Here is a 17550-nt window from a genome sequence, read left to right on the forward strand (position 1 = left end):
ATGAGGTATTAAAAATGGCGAAGGAAAAGTTTGAGCGTAAGAAGCCACACGTAAACGTGGGGACGATTGGTCACGTGGACCATGGCAAGACCACATTGACAGCGGCGATTACAACGATTATGGCAAAGAAATTTGGTGGTATAGCGAAGGCTTATGATCAAATTGATGCGGCGCCAGAAGAGCGCGAGCGAGGAATTACGATATCGACGGCGCATGTGGAATATGAATCAGCAAATCGTCACTATGCGCATGTGGACTGTCCAGGTCACGCGGATTATGTGAAGAACATGATTACGGGAGCGGCTCAGATGGACGGTGCTATTCTGGTTGTATCAGCAGCAGATGGTCCGATGCCTCAGACGAGGGAGCATATTTTATTGTCTCGCCAAGTGGGTGTTCCTTATATTGTGGTATTCATGAACAAAGCGGACATGGTTGATGACCCTGAACTTCTTGAGTTGGTAGAGATGGAAGTCCGCGACCTATTAAGCAGCTATGAATTTCCTGGTGATGAGATTCCGATTGTTGTTGGTTCAGCATTGAAAGCTCTGGAAGGGGATACGAGCGAGATTGGTGTACCTGCGATTGAGAAATTGATTGAGACGATGGACTCCTACATTCCTGAGCCAGTGAGAAACATTGATAAGAGCTTCCTGCTGCCGATTGAAGATGTATTCTCCATATCTGGACGTGGAACAGTAGTTACTGGCCGTATAGAGAGTGGAATAGTTAGGGTAGGTGAAGAAGTTGAGATAGTAGGTATCCGTGATACGCAGAAGACGACCTGCACAGGCGTTGAGATGTTTAGGAAGCTACTGGATGAAGGTCGAGCAGGCGATAACGTAGGTGTGTTGTTGCGTGGAACGAAACGAGATGAAGTTGAACGAGGTCAAGTATTAGCGAAACCTGGTACAATTAAGCCGCACACCAAATTTGAAGCAGAAGTATATGTTCTGTCAAAAGACGAAGGTGGCCGGCATACTCCATTTTTCAATGGTTATCGTCCGCAATTTTACTTCAGAACGACAGATGTAACAGGCTCATGCGAACTGCCAAGCGGCGTTGAGATGGTTATGCCAGGTGATAACGTCCAAATGACAGTTAGTTTGCATTCACCCATTGCAATGGATGAAGGATTGCGTTTCGCGATTCGTGAAGGTGGCCGCACCGTTGGTGCCGGTGTAGTCGCAAAAATTATTGAGTGAAGATAATGAGCAATAATCAAAACATTAAAATCCGACTTAAGTCTTTCGACCATCGATTGATTGATTCATCAATTCGCGAGATCGTTGAAACAGCAAAACGTACTGGGGCTCAATTGCGTGGCCCTATACCTTTGCCAATTAAGAAAGAGAAATTCACTGTGTTGATCTCTCCTCATGTTAATAAAGATGCCCGAGATCAATATGAATTGCGTACTCATAAACGCCTGGTGGTTATTGTGCATCCTACAGAAAAAACAGTAGACGCACTGATGAAGCTTGATCTGGCTGCAGGAGTTGACGTACAGATTAGTCTTGATGATGAATAAATCGAGGCAAAGGTTATTAACGAGGTGTTAGAATGACGATAGGGTTATTAGGCCGTAAAATCGGTATGACACGGGTGTTTACAGAGGACGGCATATCTATTCCTGTATCTGTGGTTGAGGTTGCTCCTAACCGTGTATCTCAAATTAAAACCATGGAATCAGATGGTTATATAGCTGTTCAACTGACTGGCGGGAAAAAGAAGTCTAGCCATGTTAGTAAACCTATGGCAGGTCATTTTGCCAAAGCTGAAATTGAAGCCGGTGATATGATGTGCGAATTTCGTGTTGACGCTATTGATGCATTTACTGCAGGTCAGATTATTTCTGTGCATGATGTTTTTACTGAAGGACAGTTTGTTGACGTGGCAGCCAATACGAAAGGTAAGGGTTTTGCTGGAACAGTAAAGCGTCACAATTTCCGTACGCAAGATGCTACTCATGGTAATTCACTTTCTCACCGTGTCCCAGGATCTATTGGACAGAATCAAACTCCTGGTCGTGTTTTCAAAGGAAAGAAAATGGCTGGGCATCTTGGAAATTCACGCAGTACTATTCAGAACCTAGAATTGATTCGTGTTGATAAAGAACGTAATTTGCTTCTAATTAAAGGCGCTATTCCCGGTTGCCCAGGTGCACGAGTCGAAGTAAGGCCCGCAGTTAAGAAGAAAGGGGGCAAATGATGGAAATCCAAACCAAAGATACCAATACACAATTGAAAGTGAACGATGATATTTTCAATTACGCTTACAATGAAGGACTTATTCATCAAGCTGTAGTTACCTTTATGAATAATGCTCGGAGTGGGAACAGCGCCCAAAAAACTCGTTCTGAAGTAAGTGGTGGTGGAAAAAAACCATGGCGGCAAAAAGGGACCGGTAGAGCAAGAGCAGGAACTATAAGAAGTCCCTTATGGCGTTCTGGAGGTGTTACTTTTGCTTCAAAGAAACGCGATTATAGCCAAAAATTCAACAAAAAAATGTACAAACGCGCATTGCGCAGTATAATCTCCGAGCTTCATCGTACAGGGAATCTTGTTGTGGTTAGTGATTTTCAATGCGAATCTCATAAAACCAAGCATTTCCTTAAGAAGATGAATGAACTTGAGTTGCAAAATGCATTAATTGTTATGCATGAAGTAGGTGAATCTGAATACCTGGCTTCTCGCAACCTGGTTCAATATGACATATGTGACGTAACATCATTAGATCCAGTCTCTTTGTTACGTTTCGAGAAAGTGTTGATGACAGAAGAGGCCATTAAGAGTTTAGAGGAGCAGTTACAATGAATGCTGAACATATATTAATGGTTCTGCGCGAACCGCACACCTCTGAAAAAACGACTGTAATGGCAGATAAATATAAGCAGTTCACTTTTAAGGTTTTAAAAACTGCAACCAAACAAGAGATTAAACAGGCTGTTGAGCAGATGTTTAATGTCAAAGTGAAATCTGTGTCCGTAATCAACGTTAAGGGCAAGAGAAAGCGATTCAAGCAAATGAGTGGCAAGCGTAGTGATTGGAAGAAAGCTTTTGTCTCCTTGCATGAAAATTACGACATTGATTTTACTGTGACTGAATAAGGCAGATTAAGATGGCATTATTAAAATCTAAACCAACGTCACCCGGAAAGCGTGGTGAAATTCGCGTCGTCCATCATAATATTCATAAGGGACAGCCATACGCTGGTCTTGTTGAGAAGTTAAATAAAACGGGTGGACGCAATAACCAAGGTCGTATTACCGTACGTCATATTGGTGGAGGGGTTCGCTCCAAATACCGAATTATTGATTTCAAGCGAAACAAAGACGGTATCGAAGCCAGAGTTGAAAGACTCGAGTATGATCCAAACCGCTCTGCTTTAATCGCATTAGTGGTTTACAAAGATGGTGAACGGCGTTACATTATTGCGCCGTCTGGCTTAAAGGCCGGGGACATTGTTGTGAGCGGAGAAGATTCCCCTATTAGCACCGGAAACAGCTTGCCTCTTAGAAATATACCAGTTGGTACGACGATTCATTGTGTTGAGCTCAAACCTGGAAAAGGCGCTCAAATGCTCAGAAGCGCTGGCTGCAGTGGGCAAATTGTTGCTAAAGAAGGTACTTATGCAACATTAAAATTGCGTTCTGGCGAGATGCGTAAGGTTTTGAGTTCTTGTAGGGCTGTTATTGGTGAAGTCAGCAATAGTGAACACAGCTTGCGTGTGCTTGGTAAAGCTGGTGCAAAGCGTTGGCGTGGAATTAGACCGACGGTTCGTGGTGTGGCTATGAACCCTGTGGACCATCCTCACGGTGGTGGTGAAGGTCGAACTTCTGGTGGTCGTCATCCGGTAACTCCATGGGGTATTCCCACTAAAGGGTATAAAACGCGCAGTAATAAACGAACTGATCGTTTTATCGTCAGAAGACGTAAGAAAAAATAATTAGCTAAGAGGATATCAAGGTGGCACGTTCTATAAGAAAAGGTCCTTTTGTCGATCATCACTTAATGAAGAAAATAGAAGCGGCGATTGAGTCTAAGTCCAAAAAACCAATTAAAACTTGGTCCAGGCGCTCCACAATTGTACCTGAGATGATTGATCTCACGATTGCGGTACATAATGGCAAAGATCATGTTCCTGTTTATATTACAGACAACATGGTGGGTCATAAGTTAGGTGAGTTCGCCATGACTCGTACATTCAAAGGCCATTCTGGTGACAGAAAAGCCAAAGCTAAGTAAGAGGCAATGATGGAAGTAACAGCAAAATTAAAAAATGCACCGCTTTCTGCCCAAAAGGGCAGACTGATCGCTGATATGATTCGTAAGAAGGATGTTTCCGACGCTATTGACGTTCTGAAATTCACTCCTAAAAAAGGCGCGCATCTTATGCTGAAATTATTGGAATCTGCAATTGCAAGTGCAGAAAACAATATGGGTGCAGATATTGACGAACTTAGAGTGGGTGTGGTTTGCGTGGATGAGGCAGCAACTCTGAAAAGAATTAGTCCTCGGGCTAAAGGTCGAGCTAATCGTATCTGTAAGCGTACTTGCCACATCACAATTAAAGTATCTGACGAGGAATAGCGATGGGACAGAAAGTAAACCCTATAGGTATAAGACTAGGTATTATTCAAGACTGGAATTCTAAGTGGTATGCAAGTAAGAATTACGGGCAGCTTCTGAATCAAGATATAAATCTGCGAAAGTACTTGAAGAAGAAGTTAATGGCCGCAGCAGTGAGTAAGATCCGCATTGAACGTCCTGCTAGTAATGCAGTTGTAACTATCCAGACTGCCCGTCCAGGTGTCATTATTGGTAAAAAAGGTGGCGGTATCGAAGCTTTACGCAATGAAATAGCATCTAAATTGGGTGTTCCGGTTCATCTAAATATTGAAGAAGTTCGTAAGCCTGAATTAGATTCGACCTTAGTCGCTGAAGGGATTGCTCAACAACTCGAACAACGTGTTATGTTCAGACGTGCAATGAAGCGTGCAGTTACTTCTGCAATGAAGGCTGGTGCTAAAGGAATTAAAATCTGTGTGAGCGGTCGGCTGGGCGGTGCTGAAATTGCTCGTAGCGAGTGGTATCGCGAAGGAAGAGTTCCTTTACATACTTTCCGTGCCGACGTTGACTATGGTACTGCTGAAGCAAAAACCACCTACGGGATCATTGGCGTTAAGGTATGGATCTTCAAAGGTGAAATTCTTCCCCAGAAGAATCGCAATGCCGCTGAAAAAAGCGGTAAGTAAGTGAGGAATTACAGTCATGTTACAGCCAAAACGTACGAAATATCGTAAGCAAATGAAGGGGCGAAACCGTGGTTTGGCTCAAAGAGGTTCCAAGGTAAGCTTTGGTGAATTTGGTCTAAAAGCACTCGAAAGAGGTCGTTTAACTGCAAGACAGATCGAAGCTGCGAGACGTGCCATGACCCGCCATATTAAACGGGGTGGAAAAATTTGGATTCGAGTTTTCCCAGACAAACCAATTACCCAAAAACCTCTTGAAGTTCGACAAGGTAAAGGTAAAGGTAGTGTTGAATATTGGGTTGCTCAAATTCAACCAGGAAAAATTCTATTTGAAATGGAAGGCGTGAGCAGAGAGTTGGCTATGGAAGCGTTTGAGTTGGCCAGAGCGAAATTGCCTTTCAAGGTTATATTTGAAGAGCGCAAGGTGATGTAATGAAAGATATTAACGAGCTAAGAGATTTAACCCCCGAAGAATTGCAAGCCGAGCTTCTCTCTCTACGTAAAGATCAGTTTAACTTACGCATGAAAAAAGCTAATGGCTCTCTGGATAAGACACATCTTATTCGCAAGGTCAGAAGAGGTATTGCAAAAGTTAAAACAATTATGACTGAGAAGGTGGGAAAGCGTCATGCCAAATAGTGAAACTAATGCCAGAACAATCGTTGGCAAAGTTGTCAGCGATAAAATGCAGAAAACCATTGTTGTAATGGTTGAACGCACTGTAAGACATCCAAAATATGGAAAAATCATGAAGCGCAGAACGAAACTTCACGCTCATGATGAGAATCAAATTGGCAAAATTGGAAATATTGTAAGAATTCGCGAATCTCGACCACTCTCTAAAATGAAAAGTTGGGTATTAGTTGAAGTAATTTCCTAATAATCATTTTGATTACTTTTAAAATACTAAGAGGCCTGATATAATCAGCAGCCTTTTTCTGGTCGAATTTAGAGCTGGAGAATAACATGATACAAATGCAGACTGTGCTCGACGTTGCAGATAACAGTGGAGCACGTAAAGTGATGTGTATCAAAGTGCTTGGTGGGTCACATAGACGGTATGCCCGTGTTGGTGATGTAATCAAAGTAAGCATTAAAGATGCAATACCACGTAGCAAGGTAAAAAAAGGCGCGGTTATGAGAGCCGTTGTTGTAAGAACAAGTCAAGGCGTGCGCCGTGATGATGGCTCTCTCATTCGCTTTGATGGTAATGCAGCTGTACTTTTAAACAACCAAAATGAGCCTATAGGCACTCGTATATTTGGGCCTGTAACTCGTGAGCTAAGAGAACGATTTATGAAAATCATTTCTCTAGCTGCTGAAGTATTGTGAGAAGGATTAGTTATGAATCGTATTAGATCAGGTGATACTGTGATCGTTACCGTTGGTAAGAGCAAGGGTCACGTAGGCAAGGTAATGAAGGTTCTTGGCAATACTGTTGTTGTAGAGGGTGGTAATCTTATTAAGAAGCATCTAAGACCAAATCCTCAACTCAACCAGCAAGGTGGGATCATCACTCGCGAAGCACCGATCCATGTTTCTAATGTTGCCATGTATAACCCCGTATCTAAGAAGGCAGACAAGGTAGGGTTCAAATTCCTGGAAAAAGACGGTAAAACGCACAAGGTTAGATACTTCAAATCCAATGACGAAGTAATCGAGCTTGTCTAATTAGGTGACGGAAATGGCTAGACTTAAAGAGTTTTATAAGAAAGATGTAGTGCCAATGATGGTCAAGAAATTTGGCTACAAAAGTGTGATGGAAGTCCCCAAGATTCTTAAGATTACGCTAAATATGGGCGTCGGCGAAGCAGTGGGTGATAAAAAAATTATGAACCATGCTATGGAAGATATGTCTTTAATATCTGGGCAAAAGCCGGTGATGACAAAAGCCAAAAAATCCATAGCAGGATTTAAGATTCGTGAAGGTTGGCCAATTGGCTGCAAAGTAACGTTAAGACGTGAGCGGATGTACGAATTTCTTGATCGTCTTATTACAATTGCTCTGCCTCGTGTGCGCGATTTTCGTGGATTAAATCCAAAGTCATTTGATGGTACTGGAAACTACAGTATGGGGATTCATGAGCAAATCGTTTTCCCTGAGATTGATTTTGACAAAACGGATAGCATTCGCGGTTTAGATATCTGCATTACTACGAGTGCTAAAACGAATGAAGAAGCGAAGGCCTTGTTAGAAGCGTTCAACCTGCCTTTGAAAGACAGAGATAAACACTAAGAAAGGGTAATATTGTGGCTAAAAAATCAATGCTCGCCCGCGAACATAAAAGAGCTAAACTTGTCGCGAAATATAGAGAGCGAAGAAATAAACTAAAGACATTAATTAAATCGTCTACGGATTTTGATGCAGTTATGGAAGCTCAAGCTCAATTAGCCAAGCTTCCTATTAACTCTAATCCAGTAAGGCACAGCACGCGTTGTCAGCAATGCGGGCGTCCGCATGCTGTTTATCGCAAATTTGGACTATGTAGGATTTGCTTAAGACAGCAATTAATGACTGGTAACGTCACTGGCGGTCGTAAATCCAGCTGGTAAATTTTATTCTATGGAGAACAACTGTGAGTATGCATGATCCTGTTGCTGACATGTTGACTAGAATTCGTAATGGTCAGCAAGCTAAACATCAGAGCGTAACCCTAAATTCATCTAAGTTGAAAGAAGAAATTGCTAGGGTATTAAAAGAAGAAGGTTATATATTGGACTATAGTGTACAGTCTCTTGAGAATAATCTTAAATCAATTACGTTGCAATTGAAGTATTATCACGGTAGACCTGTAATTGAACGTATTTTGCGTATTAGTCGCCCTGGTTTAAGGGTTTATAAATCGTTCAAGGATTTACCTTCAATACCTGGTTTTGGAATTGCCATTCTTTCTACCTCTAAAGGGGTAATGAGTCATGTTGCAGCTAAAAGGCAAGGGGTGGGTGGTGAAGTTCTTTGTGAAGTGGCCTAATACTTGAGAGGAATGATATGTCTAGAGTAGCAAAAGCCCCAATTAATTTGCCTGCGAATGTTGAGCTTACGATAGAAAAAGATACCCTAACTGTTAAGGGGCCAAAAGGGTCACTCGTTCAACATTATAATAAGCTGGTTAGTGTTAGTAAAAGTAAAGAGAATAACAATCAAATTATATTTAAGCCGGCTTCCAATGACCCCAATGCTTGGGCGCAAGCAGGAACAGTTCGTGCTTTGGTAAATAACATGGTTAAAGGTGTCACTACTGGTTTTGATGTGACACTCGAACTAGTAGGAGTAGGGTATCGTGCTCAGGCTGGTGGAAAAACAGTAACCATGTCTTTAGGTTTTTCACATCCCGTTGAATATCATCTACCTCAAGGTGTGACGGTTGAGACTCCTAATAACACGACGATTATTATTCGTGGTATTGATAAGCAGTTGCTTGGACAAGTGGCTTCAGAAATCCGCGGTTTCAGACCCCCAGAACCCTATAAAGGTAAGGGTGTCAAATATGCTGGTGAAGTTATTGTTCGTAAAGAAGCCAAGAAGAAATAAGGTGCAAAAATGAGTAATAAAGAAAAAGCCCGTATCCGACGCAGTTTGAAGGCAAAAATTATTCAAGGTCGCAATCCTGAAAGACCAAGACTTGTGGTTCATAGAAGTGGCTCACATATCTATTCTCAGATTGTCGTTCGTGAAGCTCGTGGGGACAAAGTACTTGTTTGCTCATCTACTTTGGATCGTGAGTTAAAGTCTAAGCTTTCGGGAACTAAGATAGAGCAAGCCCAACAAGTTGGTAAGCTCTTAGGTAAACGAGCAAAGGCTAAAAAGATAAGTGATGTTTCCTTCGATCGTGCAGGTTATAAATATCACGGGAGAGTTAAAGCTTTGGCCGAAGGTGCGCGTGAAGCTGGGTTGAATTTTTAAGGAACGGTTATGTCATTTGATGAAATTCAAAAAAGTGACGGCTACCAAGAAAAGTTGGTATCTGTAACTCGTACAGCCAAAGTAGTTAAGGGCGGTCGTGTTTTTGGCTTTGCCGTATTAGTGGTTGTCGGTGATGGTAAAGGCAAAGTAGGCTTTGGGCGAGGTAAAGCCAGAGAAGTGCCTATCGCGATTCAAAAAGCAATGGATCAAGCTAGAAAGAACATGGTTTATATTCCATTAGCTGGTAATACCATCTACCATGAAATTACCTGGAACTATGGAGCTTCTAAAGTATTTATGAAGCCTGCGAGTGAAGGTACAGGAATCATTGCGGGTGGTGCAATGCGTGCTGTGCTTGAGGTTTTGGGAGTACAAAATATCCTTGCAAAAAGCATTGGCTCAACCAATCCAAGTAACATTGTACGAGCTACGATTAGCGCGCTTACTAATATTGGAACACCTGATTATGTTGCTGCGAAGCGCGGAAAGTCAGTTGCAGAAGTCATGGCGGAAGAATAATGAGCAAGAAAATTAAAATCACATTGGTGAAAAGCACCATCGGACGTAAGCCAAAGCATAAAGATATAGTTAAGCAACTTGGTTTAGGAAAATTGAATAGTAGTGTTGTTCAACAAGATACTCCTGCTATTAGAGGGCTGATTAACATTGTGAACTACCTAGTACAAGTTGAGGAAGGTGCGTAATGAATCTGAATTCACTATCTCCAGATCCTGGTTCACGTCCAAATAGAAGACGTGTTGGTAGAGGAATTGGCTCTGGTTTAGGTAAAACCTGTGGGAAAGGACATAAGGGGCAAAAGGCTCGTGCAGGCGGTTTTCACAAGATAAACTTTGAAGGTGGACAAATGCCTATCCAGCGTCGTCTTCCTAAAATGGGCTTTAAATCGCGTGTTGCACGTTCAATTGATCAAGTGACTCTGAATGAATTGGCTGCTTTAGGTGCAGAGAGCATTGATCTCCAGGTATTAAAAGATTCTGGCTTGGTTAATAAATCAATTCGTGAAGTTAAGGTTATTTTATCTGGCGAATTAAATGTTTCTCTTAAGTTAAAGGGGTTGCGTGTAACCAAAGGTGCCCGCGCAGCTATAGAGCAAGCTGGCGGCAGTATTGAAGAGTGACTATGAATAACCAGAGGCAAACATCTAGCCAATCTCGCGGTGGATTGGCTGAATTAAAATCACGATTGATATTTGTCATACTTGGAATTTTAGTCTACAGATTAGGTGCGCATATTCCTGTTCCGGGCTTAGATCCGCAGAAATTAGCCAATTTTTTTGGTGAACAACAGAATACCATCTTTGGTCTATTCAATATGTTTTCTGGTGGAGCTTTGTCGCGCGTTACTGTTTTTGCAATAGGAATCATGCCCTATATCTCTGCATCCATCATTATTCAGCTTTTTTCAGTTGTTTCGCCAAAGCTTGAACAACTCAAGAAAGAAGGTGAATCTGGACGCAGAAAAATCAACCAGTATACTCGCTACCTAACTCTAGTCCTGGCCATTTTCCAATCCTTAGGTATGGCTAGATGGTTAGCGGGTCAACAAATTGCGCTGCATGCAGATATATTTTTCTACTTTACAGCGGTTGTCACACTGGTGACCGGTACAATGTTCTTGATGTGGTTAGGGGAACAAATCACCGAGAAAGGAGTGGGCAATGGAATATCACTCATTATTTTTGCAGGTATTGTTTCAAGTATGCCTCATGCTATTGCTTCTGTATTCCAACAGGTTAAAGAAGGACAGATGCAGGCTCTGACTTTACTTCTGATTGGTGTTATTGTTGTGTTAGTTACTGGTTTTGTGGTCTTCATGGAAAGAGCGCAGCGACGTATAAGGGTTAACTACGCACAGCGAACGCATGGTCGTAAGGTATATGCTGCGCAGACAAGCCACTTGCCATTGAAGATTAATATGTCGGGAGTTATCCCACCAATTTTTGCTTCAAGCATCATTTTATTACCAGCTACTCTTGCACAATTCTTTGCCAAAGGTAGAGGTATGGATTGGCTTGCTGATATTGGTATGGCGCTTTCCCCAGGACAACCGCTTTATCTGATTATTTATGCTGCTGCTATCCTGTTTTTTGCTTTTTTCTATGCGGCATTGGTATTTAATCCTAAAGATACGGCCGATAATTTAAAGAAATCAGGAGCTTACATTCCTGGTATACGTCCCGGTGAACAAACAACTCGCTATATCGATTCAGTGATGACTCGCTTAACTTTAGTGGGTGCTATTTATTTAGTGCTTGTTTGTTTATTGCCACAAATTTTAATGTATACCTGGCATGTGCCTTTTTATTTTGGTGGAACTTCGCTGTTAATCATCGTTGTGGTAATTATGGATTTTGTCGCTCAAGTACAAGCTCATTTGATGACACAACAATATGATTCCTTGATGAAAAAAGCCAATTTTAGAGGGACCAAGTTGCCTGGTCTTTTATGATTTATTATTGGAGTTTTTAATGAAAGTTAGAGCATCAGTAAAGCGACTTTGTCGCAACTGCAAGATTATTAAGCGTAATGGAACTATCCGCGTTATATGCAAAGATGCACGGCATAAACAAAAACAGGGTTAAATCTTTGCTTGATTTTGGATCATTATAATAGTATTCTTCTGTCCCTTTGTGGCAGAGCAAAATAACGTTCGGAGAGACTAATGGCTCGTATTGCAGGTGTTAATATACCGGATCATAAACACATCGTGATAGCACTTACCTCGATTTATGGTATTGGCAAATCGACAGCAATTAATTTATGTGAGGCTGTAGGAATTGATGCATCAACAAAGGTATCTCAATTGCCTGAAGAAAAGCTCGAAGCTTTGCGTGCAGAGATCGCTAAAATGACTGTAGAAGGTGACTTACGTCGTGTTGTAACCATGAATATTAAACGACTTATGGATCTTGGCTGCTATCGTGGTCTTCGCCATCGTCGTGGCTTACCGTTGCGTGGACAGCGCACAAAAACGAACGCTCGTACTCGTAAAGGTCGACGTAAGACTAGCAATATCTAAATTATATGTAGGAAAGAAAGATGGCTATAAGTAAGGCAAAGCAACAAAAAACAAGAAAAAAGGTAAAACGCGTGGTATCTGATGGTATCGTTCATATTCATGCTTCTTTCAACAATACCATTGTAACGTTTACCGATCGCCAAGGTAATGCATTGTGTTGGGCAACTGCAGGCGGTTCCGGATTTCGAGGCTCTAGGAAGAGTACGCCTTATGCTGCCCAAGTTGCAACTGAGAAGGCTTCTGCTGTTGCAAAAGAGTATGGCATGAAGTCTGTTGCGGTATTTATTGATGGTCCTGGACCAGGTCGCGAGTCTACGATTCGTGAATTGATATCACAGGATTTTAAAATTGTTGAGATAACCGATGTAACTGGCATACCTCATAATGGATGTAAGCCACCCAAAAAACGTCGCGTATAAAATCAGGAGTTTTTAATGGCTAGATACCTTGGTCCAAAATGTAAATTATCACGTAGAGAAGGTACGGATCTATTTTTAAAAAGCGGTGTTCGCGATCATAAATCTAAATGTAAATCTGAAAAACTTCCGGGACAGCATGGTGCGAATAAGCCACGCTTGGGTGATTATGGTCTTCAGTTACGTGAAAAACAAAAAATTAGACGTCTTTATGGTATATTGGAAAGACAATTTCGTAATTACTATAAAAAGGCGGCTCGACAAACAGGTTCAACCGGTGAAAACCTGATGATTCTGCTCGAGCGACGTCTTGATAATGTCGTTTATCGTATGGGTTTTGCCAGCACTCGTGCCGAAGCCAGACAACTGGTTGCGCACAAAGCTGTTTTAGTAAATGAGCAAGTGGTTAACATCCCTTCTTATTTAGTAAAACCTGGTGACGTCATTTCAATTCGCCAAAAAGCGAAGGGACAAGGGCGAGTCCAAGCTGCTATGGCACTCTCTGAACAACGTGCTCCCTGTGATTGGTTGGCTGTTGATTCAAGTGCATTAAAAGGCACGTATAACAATTCGCCTACACTAAATGATTTAGCAAGCTATTATAACGTTAATTTAGTTGTAGAACTTTACTCTAAGTAAGCTCGGAGACAAACCGAATGGATATACATGAAATGATGACGCCATCTGTACTTAAAGTAGATGCTAAGTCGCCTTACCACTCACGAGTCGTACTTGAGCCTTTAGAGCGTGGCTATGGCCATACACTAGGTAATGCGCTAAGGCGGATACTTTTATCCTCTATGCCAGGCTATGCTATTACAGAGGTATCTATTGATGGTGTTTTGCATGAATACTCTACTATAGAAGGAGTACAAGAGGATGTGGTTGACATTCTGCTCAACCTTAAGCAAGTGGCCATTAAACTTACAACTGGCAACGAGGCTCTCCTTACTTTAAGTAAGCAGGGGCCATGTCAAGTAACCGCTGGTGATATTCAATTGACCCATGGTCAAGAGATAATTAACCCTGAGTTGGTTATTGCTAATCTTAATGAAAATGGCAAGCTGAACATGACCTTGAAAGTTGAAAAAGGTGTAGGCTTCCATTCAACAGATACTTTTGTACGCGATTTAGATGATGATATTGCACGTAAGTCTGTGGGCAAGTTGAAAATTGATAATACATTTTCACCTGTAAGAAAGGTAGCTTATTTCGTCGATAATGCTCGTGTTGAAAATAGAACTGACCTTGATAAGCTGACCATTGACTTAGAAACTGATGGTACCTTAGATCCGGAAGAAGCAATACGCATATCTGCATCTATACTGCAACGACAGCTACATGCTTTTGTAGATATGAAGTTTGAAGAGTCTCGTGCAGATCATAAAGAGCGTCATGAGTTTGACCCTATCTTGCTAAGGCCAGTTGATGATCTTGAACTTACAGTTCGCTCAGCTAACTGTTTAAAAGCAGAAAATATTTACTATATTGGTGATTTGGTTCAAAAAACTGAAAATGAATTGTTGAAGACACCAAATTTAGGCAAGAAATCTCTCACTGAAATTAAAGACGTACTTGCTTCACGCTCTTTATCATTGGGAATGAAGCTAGAAAATTGGCCGCCAGCAAATCTTGGCGAGTAATATTTAGGAGTTTGTCATGCGTCACCGTAATTCAGGTCGTAGTTTTAGCCGGACCAGCAGCCACAGAAAAGCCATGTTCTCTAATATGTGTGTTTCTCTTATTGAGTATGAGCTGATTAAAACTACATTGCCAAAAGCAAAAGAGCTACGTCGTTATATCGAGCCTCTTATCACTGTCAGCAAAAAAGATTCTGTTGCCTCTAGACGTTATGTTTTCGACAGATTACGCTCTAAGAGCGCTGTAGGGAAACTATTTACAACTCTGGGACCTCGTTATGTTGAGCGACCTGGTGGCTATGTCCGTGTTCTGAAATGTGGTTATCGGGCTGGTGATAATGCACCAATGGCTATTGTTGAGCTAGTGGATAGACCAGTAGAAGATACTTCTGTAGAAGAATAAATCTATTAATGTAAAAAAGCCCGCAAGCGCGGGCTTTTTTACACATCCTTTTTTGTATCTACCCATTAAAATGGGATGTCATCATCCAACTCATCAAAAGCGTTTTGTGCTGCTTCTGATACTGCTTGGGGTTTACGACCACCTTGTTGTTGTCCTTGAGATGGAACTGGCACATCATCATAGCTTGATGAACCTGTTTTGCTATCGAGCATCTGGAGATCGGTAGCAACGATTTCGGTTGTGTAGCGATCTTGGCCTTGTTGATCCTGCCATTTGCGGGTGCGTAAGCTACCTTCGACATAGAGCTTGGAGCCTTTACGAACATATTCACCGGCAATCTCACCTAAGCGGTTAAAGCATACAACACGGTGCCATTCAGTGCGCTCTTGCTTATCTCCTGTCTGCTTATCCTTCCATGTTTCACTTGTTGCCAGAGATATGGTTGTTACGGCGTTGCCATTGGGCATATACCTCACATCAGGGTCTACCCCAACATTACCAACCAAAATTACTTTGTTGATTCCACGTGCCATTATAATTCTCCTGTGCGAAAGTTAGAGCTGGATTATAACCAATCTAGCTAGAATTGCGTAGTTAGATAAATGGATTAGTTTTGTGGTACTAGCTATGGTGACGGCTATTGTTGCAGGAGTTTTGCTGCACTACCTTCTTGATAACTGGCTTTATCAACCTGCAAGTAAATGACTCCTTCAGTATGGGCAATATTAAGCTCCTTAACTCCTGCCAAGGTTTTTAAACGCCCTGCTAATTCACTAATATCTTTGATATTTTTGGAATAAGGCAAGATAAGTGTTGATAGATAAACGTCCGGTTTCATAAATAAAGCAATAGCTAACCAACACAAGGCCAAAAATGCATTCGCAAAGAATATCGCAGCATTACCATTAAATTGATATAAAAGACCTGCAGAAGCACCGCCTAAAAAGATCCCCAAGAATTGGCTACTGGAATAGATACCCAGAGCAGTGCCTTTGGTGTTTGGGTCAGCTTGCTTGGAGACCAAGGAAGGAAGAGTGGCTTCTAAAATGTTAAACGCTATGAAATAAATAAACATCAAAGGCCAGAGACTAAGCCAATACTGGCTAAAGAAGGCAAGAAAAAATTGAACAATCGTTGTTAAGAAAACAGCGATAATGAATATTTGCTTTATTAGATGTTTCTTTTCAGCAAGTAAAATAAATGGGATCATAAAGACAAATGAGCAAAGCATTAAAGGAAGATAAAAATGCCATTGCTGATTTAAATGCCCTTGCTTAATTTGCTGCTGCAAGAGAATGGGGATCGCATAAAAAGTAGCGGTCAAAATAAAGTGTTGCAAACAGATCCCAGCATTCAGGCGTTGCAGATGCTTATTGCCAATAACTGATTTAAAGAGCGAAGGATTTGCCTCACTATCGACATGAAAACATTGTTTGCTTGGTGTTGGAATAACTAAATGAAGTAATAATAAACCTAATAGGGCTAGTAGCGTAGTGAGATAAAAAATTCCAGGTAAACCAAAAAGAGAAGTAAGCGCTGGACTTAAAATCATTGCTAAGCTAAACGACAGGCCTATAGTCATACCAATGACAGCCATCGCTTTGGTGCGCTGTTCATCTGGGGTTAAATCGGCAAGTAAGGCAATCAAAACACTGCCAATCGCTCCTGTCCCTTGTAAGATACGGGCAAAAATCATCATATAAATCGAATGACTTAGGGCACCAAGCAAACTTCCCAATGCAAAAAATAATAAACCCAACGTTAATATGGGTTTTCTTCCAAACCGATCAGAAAGCATGCCGAATGGCATTTGTAATAGTCCTTGTGTCAAGCCATAACTTCCCAATGCTAGACCCATCAAAGTAGGTGTGGCTCCTTCGAGTTGGGTGGCAAAGACTGTAAACACCGGGATTAACATAAATAAGCCCAGCATACGAAAGGAGAAGATTGTAGCAATGGGAAAAACTGTTTTTAACCAGGAATACTTCATTAACAATGCACTTCATGACGTCATTTGCAGATGGTACAAAGTAAACGTCAAACAGACAAGAATATCTTGCATTTGTCGGGTGTGATTGACAGATAATCAGAATCGCTGTAGTTTGGTGGATTTTTCACCTAAAGGAAAAAACATGAGTTTGGTTTTTGCTAATAAAGTAGCACTCATCACCGGTGGAGCACGCGGAATAGGCAGAGCAACCGCTTTGAAATTGGCACGGGCCGGCTGTGACGTAGCCATTGTTTATTACAATAGCTCGGATGAAGCTCAAGCTTTGCTTAGAGAAATCCAACAATTAGATCGCAAGGCCATAGCTATTCAGGCTAACGTTGCGGATCATCAATCCGTCAAGGATATGTTTTCCCAATATCGTGAGCAGTTTAATCGGCTTGATTTTCTTATTAGTAATGCCGCAAGCGGTGTACTCAAACCAGCGCTTAAGATGTCTACCAAGCATTGGCGTTGGTGTCTAGAAACGAACGCTTTAGCATTAAATCATCTGGTTACTGAAGGAAGAGAATTAATGCCGCCTAACAGTCGCGTGATCGCTCTTTCCAGTTTAGGTGCTTTAAGGGCTATACCCAATTATGCCTTTATTGGTGCATCTAAAGCGGCACTTGAGGCCTTAGTCCGCTCCTTAAGTCTTGAATTAGCGCCATTGGGCATCACTGTAAATACTGTCTCTGCTGGAGTCGTTGATACGGATGCTCTAAAGCACTTTCCTAATCGTGAACAATTGCTTGATGAATACCATTCGCGTGCATTATCCGTAGAACCGCTAACACCAGAGCATGTGGCTGATGCTATTTATCTTCTGTGTCTCCCGGAAGCAAAAATGATCAATGCTCATACATTGTTTGTTGATGCAGGCTATAGTCAGGTAGGATAGGGACTG

32 protein-coding genes are annotated in these 17550 nt (G+C 41.6%); 30 read left to right on the plus strand and 2 right to left on the minus strand.

Going from position 1 to position 17550, the window contains the following annotated elements; genetic code table 11:
- Positions 1-14 precede the first annotated feature (14 nt).
- From tuf to rplQ, 29 genes are all read left to right on the plus strand, one after another.
- Positions 15-1205, plus strand: coding sequence for an elongation factor Tu (gene tuf, locus CKV79_RS01165; RefSeq protein WP_028373276.1), 1191 nt, complete (start codon positions 15-17; stop codon positions 1203-1205).
- A gap of 5 nt (positions 1206-1210) precedes the next feature.
- Positions 1211-1531, plus strand: coding sequence for a 30S ribosomal protein S10 (rpsJ, locus tag CKV79_RS01170; protein ID WP_028373277.1), 321 nt, complete (start codon positions 1211-1213; stop codon positions 1529-1531).
- 32 nt (positions 1532-1563) lie between these two features.
- Complete coding sequence (gene rplC, locus CKV79_RS01175; RefSeq protein ID WP_028373278.1) at positions 1564-2211, plus strand: 50S ribosomal protein L3; 648 nt, start codon at positions 1564-1566, stop codon at positions 2209-2211.
- The gene (gene rplD / locus CKV79_RS01180) at positions 2211-2816 is read left to right on the plus strand and encodes a 50S ribosomal protein L4 (protein ID WP_028373279.1); all 606 of its coding nucleotides are present in this window, start codon (positions 2211-2213) and stop codon (positions 2814-2816) included. The genes rplC and rplD overlap by 1 nt, the downstream gene beginning before the upstream one ends.
- Positions 2813-3109: a 50S ribosomal protein L23 gene (rplW, locus tag CKV79_RS01185; RefSeq protein WP_028373280.1), complete on the plus strand. Its 297-nt coding sequence runs from the start codon at positions 2813-2815 to the stop codon at positions 3107-3109. The genes rplD and rplW overlap by 4 nt, the downstream gene beginning before the upstream one ends.
- Positions 3110-3120: 11 nt before the next feature.
- Positions 3121-3948, plus strand: a complete 828-nt coding sequence (gene rplB / locus CKV79_RS01190) for a 50S ribosomal protein L2 (RefSeq protein ID WP_028373281.1) — start codon at positions 3121-3123, stop codon at positions 3946-3948.
- A 20-nt stretch (positions 3949-3968) separates the two neighbouring features.
- Entirely contained in the window at positions 3969-4247 is a 279-nt protein-coding gene (gene rpsS / locus CKV79_RS01195; RefSeq protein ID WP_028373282.1) for a 30S ribosomal protein S19, read from the plus strand.
- A 9-nt stretch (positions 4248-4256) separates the two neighbouring features.
- On the plus strand, positions 4257-4592 hold the full coding sequence (rplV, locus tag CKV79_RS01200; RefSeq protein ID WP_028373283.1) for a 50S ribosomal protein L22: 336 nt from the start codon (positions 4257-4259) through the stop codon (positions 4590-4592).
- A 2-nt stretch (positions 4593-4594) separates the two neighbouring features.
- Positions 4595-5257, plus strand: coding sequence for a 30S ribosomal protein S3 (gene rpsC / locus CKV79_RS01205; RefSeq protein WP_028373284.1), 663 nt, complete (start codon positions 4595-4597; stop codon positions 5255-5257).
- A gap of 16 nt (positions 5258-5273) precedes the next feature.
- Positions 5274-5687, plus strand: a complete 414-nt coding sequence (rplP, locus tag CKV79_RS01210; protein WP_028373285.1) for a 50S ribosomal protein L16 — start codon at positions 5274-5276, stop codon at positions 5685-5687.
- Positions 5687-5893, plus strand: coding sequence for a 50S ribosomal protein L29 (gene rpmC / locus CKV79_RS01215; RefSeq protein ID WP_028373286.1), 207 nt, complete (start codon positions 5687-5689; stop codon positions 5891-5893). The genes rplP and rpmC overlap by 1 nt, the downstream gene beginning before the upstream one ends.
- Positions 5883-6134, plus strand: coding sequence for a 30S ribosomal protein S17 (gene rpsQ, locus CKV79_RS01220; RefSeq protein ID WP_028373287.1), 252 nt, complete (start codon positions 5883-5885; stop codon positions 6132-6134). Before rpmC ends, rpsQ begins: the two co-directional genes overlap by 11 nt.
- A gap of 86 nt (positions 6135-6220) precedes the next feature.
- Positions 6221-6586 (plus strand): 50S ribosomal protein L14, encoded by a 366-nt coding sequence (gene rplN, locus CKV79_RS01225; protein WP_028373288.1) that lies wholly within the window; start codon positions 6221-6223, stop codon positions 6584-6586.
- A 12-nt stretch (positions 6587-6598) separates the two neighbouring features.
- Positions 6599-6925 (plus strand): 50S ribosomal protein L24, encoded by a 327-nt coding sequence (gene rplX / locus CKV79_RS01230; RefSeq protein WP_028373289.1) that lies wholly within the window; start codon positions 6599-6601, stop codon positions 6923-6925.
- Between the two features lie 13 nt (positions 6926-6938).
- Complete coding sequence (rplE, locus tag CKV79_RS01235; RefSeq protein WP_028373290.1) at positions 6939-7490, plus strand: 50S ribosomal protein L5; 552 nt, start codon at positions 6939-6941, stop codon at positions 7488-7490.
- A gap of 14 nt (positions 7491-7504) precedes the next feature.
- Entirely contained in the window at positions 7505-7807 is a 303-nt protein-coding gene (rpsN, locus tag CKV79_RS01240) for a 30S ribosomal protein S14 (protein WP_028373291.1), read from the plus strand.
- Positions 7808-7836: 29 nt separating this feature from the next.
- Positions 7837-8226 (plus strand): 30S ribosomal protein S8, encoded by a 390-nt coding sequence (gene rpsH / locus CKV79_RS01245; RefSeq protein ID WP_197697236.1) that lies wholly within the window; start codon positions 7837-7839, stop codon positions 8224-8226.
- Between the two features lie 17 nt (positions 8227-8243).
- Positions 8244-8786: a 50S ribosomal protein L6 gene (gene rplF, locus CKV79_RS01250; protein ID WP_028373293.1), complete on the plus strand. Its 543-nt coding sequence runs from the start codon at positions 8244-8246 to the stop codon at positions 8784-8786.
- Positions 8787-8795: 9 nt separating this feature from the next.
- The gene (gene rplR / locus CKV79_RS01255; RefSeq protein ID WP_028373294.1) at positions 8796-9158 is read left to right on the plus strand and encodes a 50S ribosomal protein L18; all 363 of its coding nucleotides are present in this window, start codon (positions 8796-8798) and stop codon (positions 9156-9158) included.
- A 9-nt stretch (positions 9159-9167) separates the two neighbouring features.
- A complete protein-coding gene (gene rpsE / locus CKV79_RS01260) occupies positions 9168-9677 on the plus strand; it encodes a 30S ribosomal protein S5 (RefSeq protein ID WP_028373295.1) in 510 nt (169 codons plus the stop codon).
- Positions 9677-9862: a 50S ribosomal protein L30 gene (gene rpmD, locus CKV79_RS01265; RefSeq protein WP_028373296.1), complete on the plus strand. Its 186-nt coding sequence runs from the start codon at positions 9677-9679 to the stop codon at positions 9860-9862. Before rpsE ends, rpmD begins: the two co-directional genes overlap by 1 nt.
- Complete coding sequence (gene rplO / locus CKV79_RS01270) at positions 9862-10296, plus strand: 50S ribosomal protein L15 (RefSeq protein WP_028373297.1); 435 nt, start codon at positions 9862-9864, stop codon at positions 10294-10296. The genes rpmD and rplO overlap by 1 nt, the downstream gene beginning before the upstream one ends.
- 2 nt (positions 10297-10298) lie before the next feature.
- Positions 10299-11627, plus strand: coding sequence for a preprotein translocase subunit SecY (secY, locus tag CKV79_RS01275; RefSeq protein ID WP_028373298.1), 1329 nt, complete (start codon positions 10299-10301; stop codon positions 11625-11627).
- Between the two features lie 19 nt (positions 11628-11646).
- On the plus strand, positions 11647-11760 hold the full coding sequence (gene rpmJ, locus CKV79_RS01280; RefSeq protein WP_081778074.1) for a 50S ribosomal protein L36: 114 nt from the start codon (positions 11647-11649) through the stop codon (positions 11758-11760).
- A gap of 80 nt (positions 11761-11840) precedes the next feature.
- Positions 11841-12197, plus strand: a complete 357-nt coding sequence (rpsM, locus tag CKV79_RS01285) for a 30S ribosomal protein S13 (RefSeq protein ID WP_028373299.1) — start codon at positions 11841-11843, stop codon at positions 12195-12197.
- Between the two features lie 20 nt (positions 12198-12217).
- The gene (gene rpsK / locus CKV79_RS01290; protein ID WP_035915538.1) at positions 12218-12616 is read left to right on the plus strand and encodes a 30S ribosomal protein S11; all 399 of its coding nucleotides are present in this window, start codon (positions 12218-12220) and stop codon (positions 12614-12616) included.
- A gap of 15 nt (positions 12617-12631) precedes the next feature.
- Positions 12632-13252, plus strand: a complete 621-nt coding sequence (rpsD, locus tag CKV79_RS01295) for a 30S ribosomal protein S4 (RefSeq protein WP_028373301.1) — start codon at positions 12632-12634, stop codon at positions 13250-13252.
- 17 nt (positions 13253-13269) lie between these two features.
- Complete coding sequence (locus CKV79_RS01300; RefSeq protein ID WP_035915540.1) at positions 13270-14256, plus strand: DNA-directed RNA polymerase subunit alpha; 987 nt, start codon at positions 13270-13272, stop codon at positions 14254-14256.
- 16 nt (positions 14257-14272) lie between these two features.
- Positions 14273-14656, plus strand: coding sequence for a 50S ribosomal protein L17 (gene rplQ, locus CKV79_RS01305; protein WP_028373303.1), 384 nt, complete (start codon positions 14273-14275; stop codon positions 14654-14656).
- Positions 14657-14721: 65 nt separating this feature from the next.
- Here rplQ and ssb read toward each other — a convergent pair whose 3' ends face one another.
- Both ssb and CKV79_RS01315 read right to left on the minus strand, forming a co-directional pair.
- Positions 14722-15189, minus strand: coding sequence for a single-stranded DNA-binding protein (ssb, locus tag CKV79_RS01310; RefSeq protein ID WP_028373304.1), 468 nt, complete (start codon positions 15187-15189; stop codon positions 14722-14724).
- A 104-nt stretch (positions 15190-15293) separates the two neighbouring features.
- Entirely contained in the window at positions 15294-16646 is a 1353-nt protein-coding gene (locus CKV79_RS01315; RefSeq protein ID WP_028373305.1) for an MFS transporter, read from the minus strand.
- 142 nt (positions 16647-16788) lie between these two features.
- Here CKV79_RS01315 and fabL point away from each other — a divergent pair, with 142 nt between their 5' ends.
- On the plus strand, positions 16789-17544 hold the full coding sequence (gene fabL / locus CKV79_RS01320; protein ID WP_028373306.1) for an enoyl-[acyl-carrier-protein] reductase FabL: 756 nt from the start codon (positions 16789-16791) through the stop codon (positions 17542-17544).
- Positions 17545-17550: the final 6 nt, after the last annotated feature.

The organism is Legionella lansingensis, assembly GCF_900187355.1.
In the GTDB taxonomy this organism is placed as follows: Bacteria; Pseudomonadota; Gammaproteobacteria; order Legionellales; family Legionellaceae; genus Tatlockia; species Tatlockia lansingensis.

Excerpts from the sequence above, each read along its gene's own strand:
- rplR (WP_028373294.1), top strand. The coding sequence starts at position 8,796 with ATGAGTAATAAAGAAAAAGCCCGTATCCGACGCAGTTTGAAGGCAAAA.
- rpsC (WP_028373284.1), top strand. The coding sequence starts at position 4,595 with ATGGGACAGAAAGTAAACCCTATAGGTATAAGACTAGGTATTATTCAA.
- rpsD (WP_028373301.1), top strand. The coding sequence starts at position 12,632 with ATGGCTAGATACCTTGGTCCAAAATGTAAATTATCACGTAGAGAAGGT.
- rplQ (WP_028373303.1), top strand. The coding sequence starts at position 14,273 with ATGCGTCACCGTAATTCAGGTCGTAGTTTTAGCCGGACCAGCAGCCAC.
- CKV79_RS01300 (WP_035915540.1), top strand. The coding sequence starts at position 13,270 with ATGGATATACATGAAATGATGACGCCATCTGTACTTAAAGTAGATGCT.
- rplN (WP_028373288.1), top strand. The coding sequence starts at position 6,221 with ATGATACAAATGCAGACTGTGCTCGACGTTGCAGATAACAGTGGAGCA.
- rpmD (WP_028373296.1), top strand. The coding sequence starts at position 9,677 with ATGAGCAAGAAAATTAAAATCACATTGGTGAAAAGCACCATCGGACGT.
- rplE (WP_028373290.1), top strand. The coding sequence starts at position 6,939 with ATGGCTAGACTTAAAGAGTTTTATAAGAAAGATGTAGTGCCAATGATG.
- fabL (WP_028373306.1), top strand. The coding sequence starts at position 16,789 with ATGAGTTTGGTTTTTGCTAATAAAGTAGCACTCATCACCGGTGGAGCA.
- rpsQ (WP_028373287.1), top strand. The coding sequence starts at position 5,883 with ATGCCAAATAGTGAAACTAATGCCAGAACAATCGTTGGCAAAGTTGTC.
- rplC (WP_028373278.1), top strand. The coding sequence starts at position 1,564 with ATGACGATAGGGTTATTAGGCCGTAAAATCGGTATGACACGGGTGTTT.
- rplP (WP_028373285.1), top strand. The coding sequence starts at position 5,274 with ATGTTACAGCCAAAACGTACGAAATATCGTAAGCAAATGAAGGGGCGA.
- rpsM (WP_028373299.1), top strand. The coding sequence starts at position 11,841 with ATGGCTCGTATTGCAGGTGTTAATATACCGGATCATAAACACATCGTG.
- rpsJ (WP_028373277.1), top strand. The coding sequence starts at position 1,211 with ATGAGCAATAATCAAAACATTAAAATCCGACTTAAGTCTTTCGACCAT.
- rplO (WP_028373297.1), top strand. The coding sequence starts at position 9,862 with ATGAATCTGAATTCACTATCTCCAGATCCTGGTTCACGTCCAAATAGA.
- rplB (WP_028373281.1), top strand. The coding sequence starts at position 3,121 with ATGGCATTATTAAAATCTAAACCAACGTCACCCGGAAAGCGTGGTGAA.
- tuf (WP_028373276.1), top strand. The coding sequence starts at position 15 with ATGGCGAAGGAAAAGTTTGAGCGTAAGAAGCCACACGTAAACGTGGGG.
- rplD (WP_028373279.1), top strand. The coding sequence starts at position 2,211 with ATGGAAATCCAAACCAAAGATACCAATACACAATTGAAAGTGAACGAT.
- rplX (WP_028373289.1), top strand. The coding sequence starts at position 6,599 with ATGAATCGTATTAGATCAGGTGATACTGTGATCGTTACCGTTGGTAAG.
- ssb (WP_028373304.1), bottom strand. The coding sequence starts at position 15,189 with ATGGCACGTGGAATCAACAAAGTAATTTTGGTTGGTAATGTTGGGGTA.
- rplW (WP_028373280.1), top strand. The coding sequence starts at position 2,813 with ATGAATGCTGAACATATATTAATGGTTCTGCGCGAACCGCACACCTCT.
- rplF (WP_028373293.1), top strand. The coding sequence starts at position 8,244 with ATGTCTAGAGTAGCAAAAGCCCCAATTAATTTGCCTGCGAATGTTGAG.
- CKV79_RS01315 (WP_028373305.1), bottom strand. The coding sequence starts at position 16,646 with ATGAAGTATTCCTGGTTAAAAACAGTTTTTCCCATTGCTACAATCTTC.
- rpsH (WP_197697236.1), top strand. The coding sequence starts at position 7,837 with ATGCATGATCCTGTTGCTGACATGTTGACTAGAATTCGTAATGGTCAG.
- rpsE (WP_028373295.1), top strand. The coding sequence starts at position 9,168 with ATGTCATTTGATGAAATTCAAAAAAGTGACGGCTACCAAGAAAAGTTG.
- secY (WP_028373298.1), top strand. The coding sequence starts at position 10,299 with ATGAATAACCAGAGGCAAACATCTAGCCAATCTCGCGGTGGATTGGCT.
- rpmC (WP_028373286.1), top strand. The coding sequence starts at position 5,687 with ATGAAAGATATTAACGAGCTAAGAGATTTAACCCCCGAAGAATTGCAA.
- rplV (WP_028373283.1), top strand. The coding sequence starts at position 4,257 with ATGGAAGTAACAGCAAAATTAAAAAATGCACCGCTTTCTGCCCAAAAG.
- rpsK (WP_035915538.1), top strand. The coding sequence starts at position 12,218 with ATGGCTATAAGTAAGGCAAAGCAACAAAAAACAAGAAAAAAGGTAAAA.
- rpmJ (WP_081778074.1), top strand. The coding sequence starts at position 11,647 with ATGAAAGTTAGAGCATCAGTAAAGCGACTTTGTCGCAACTGCAAGATT.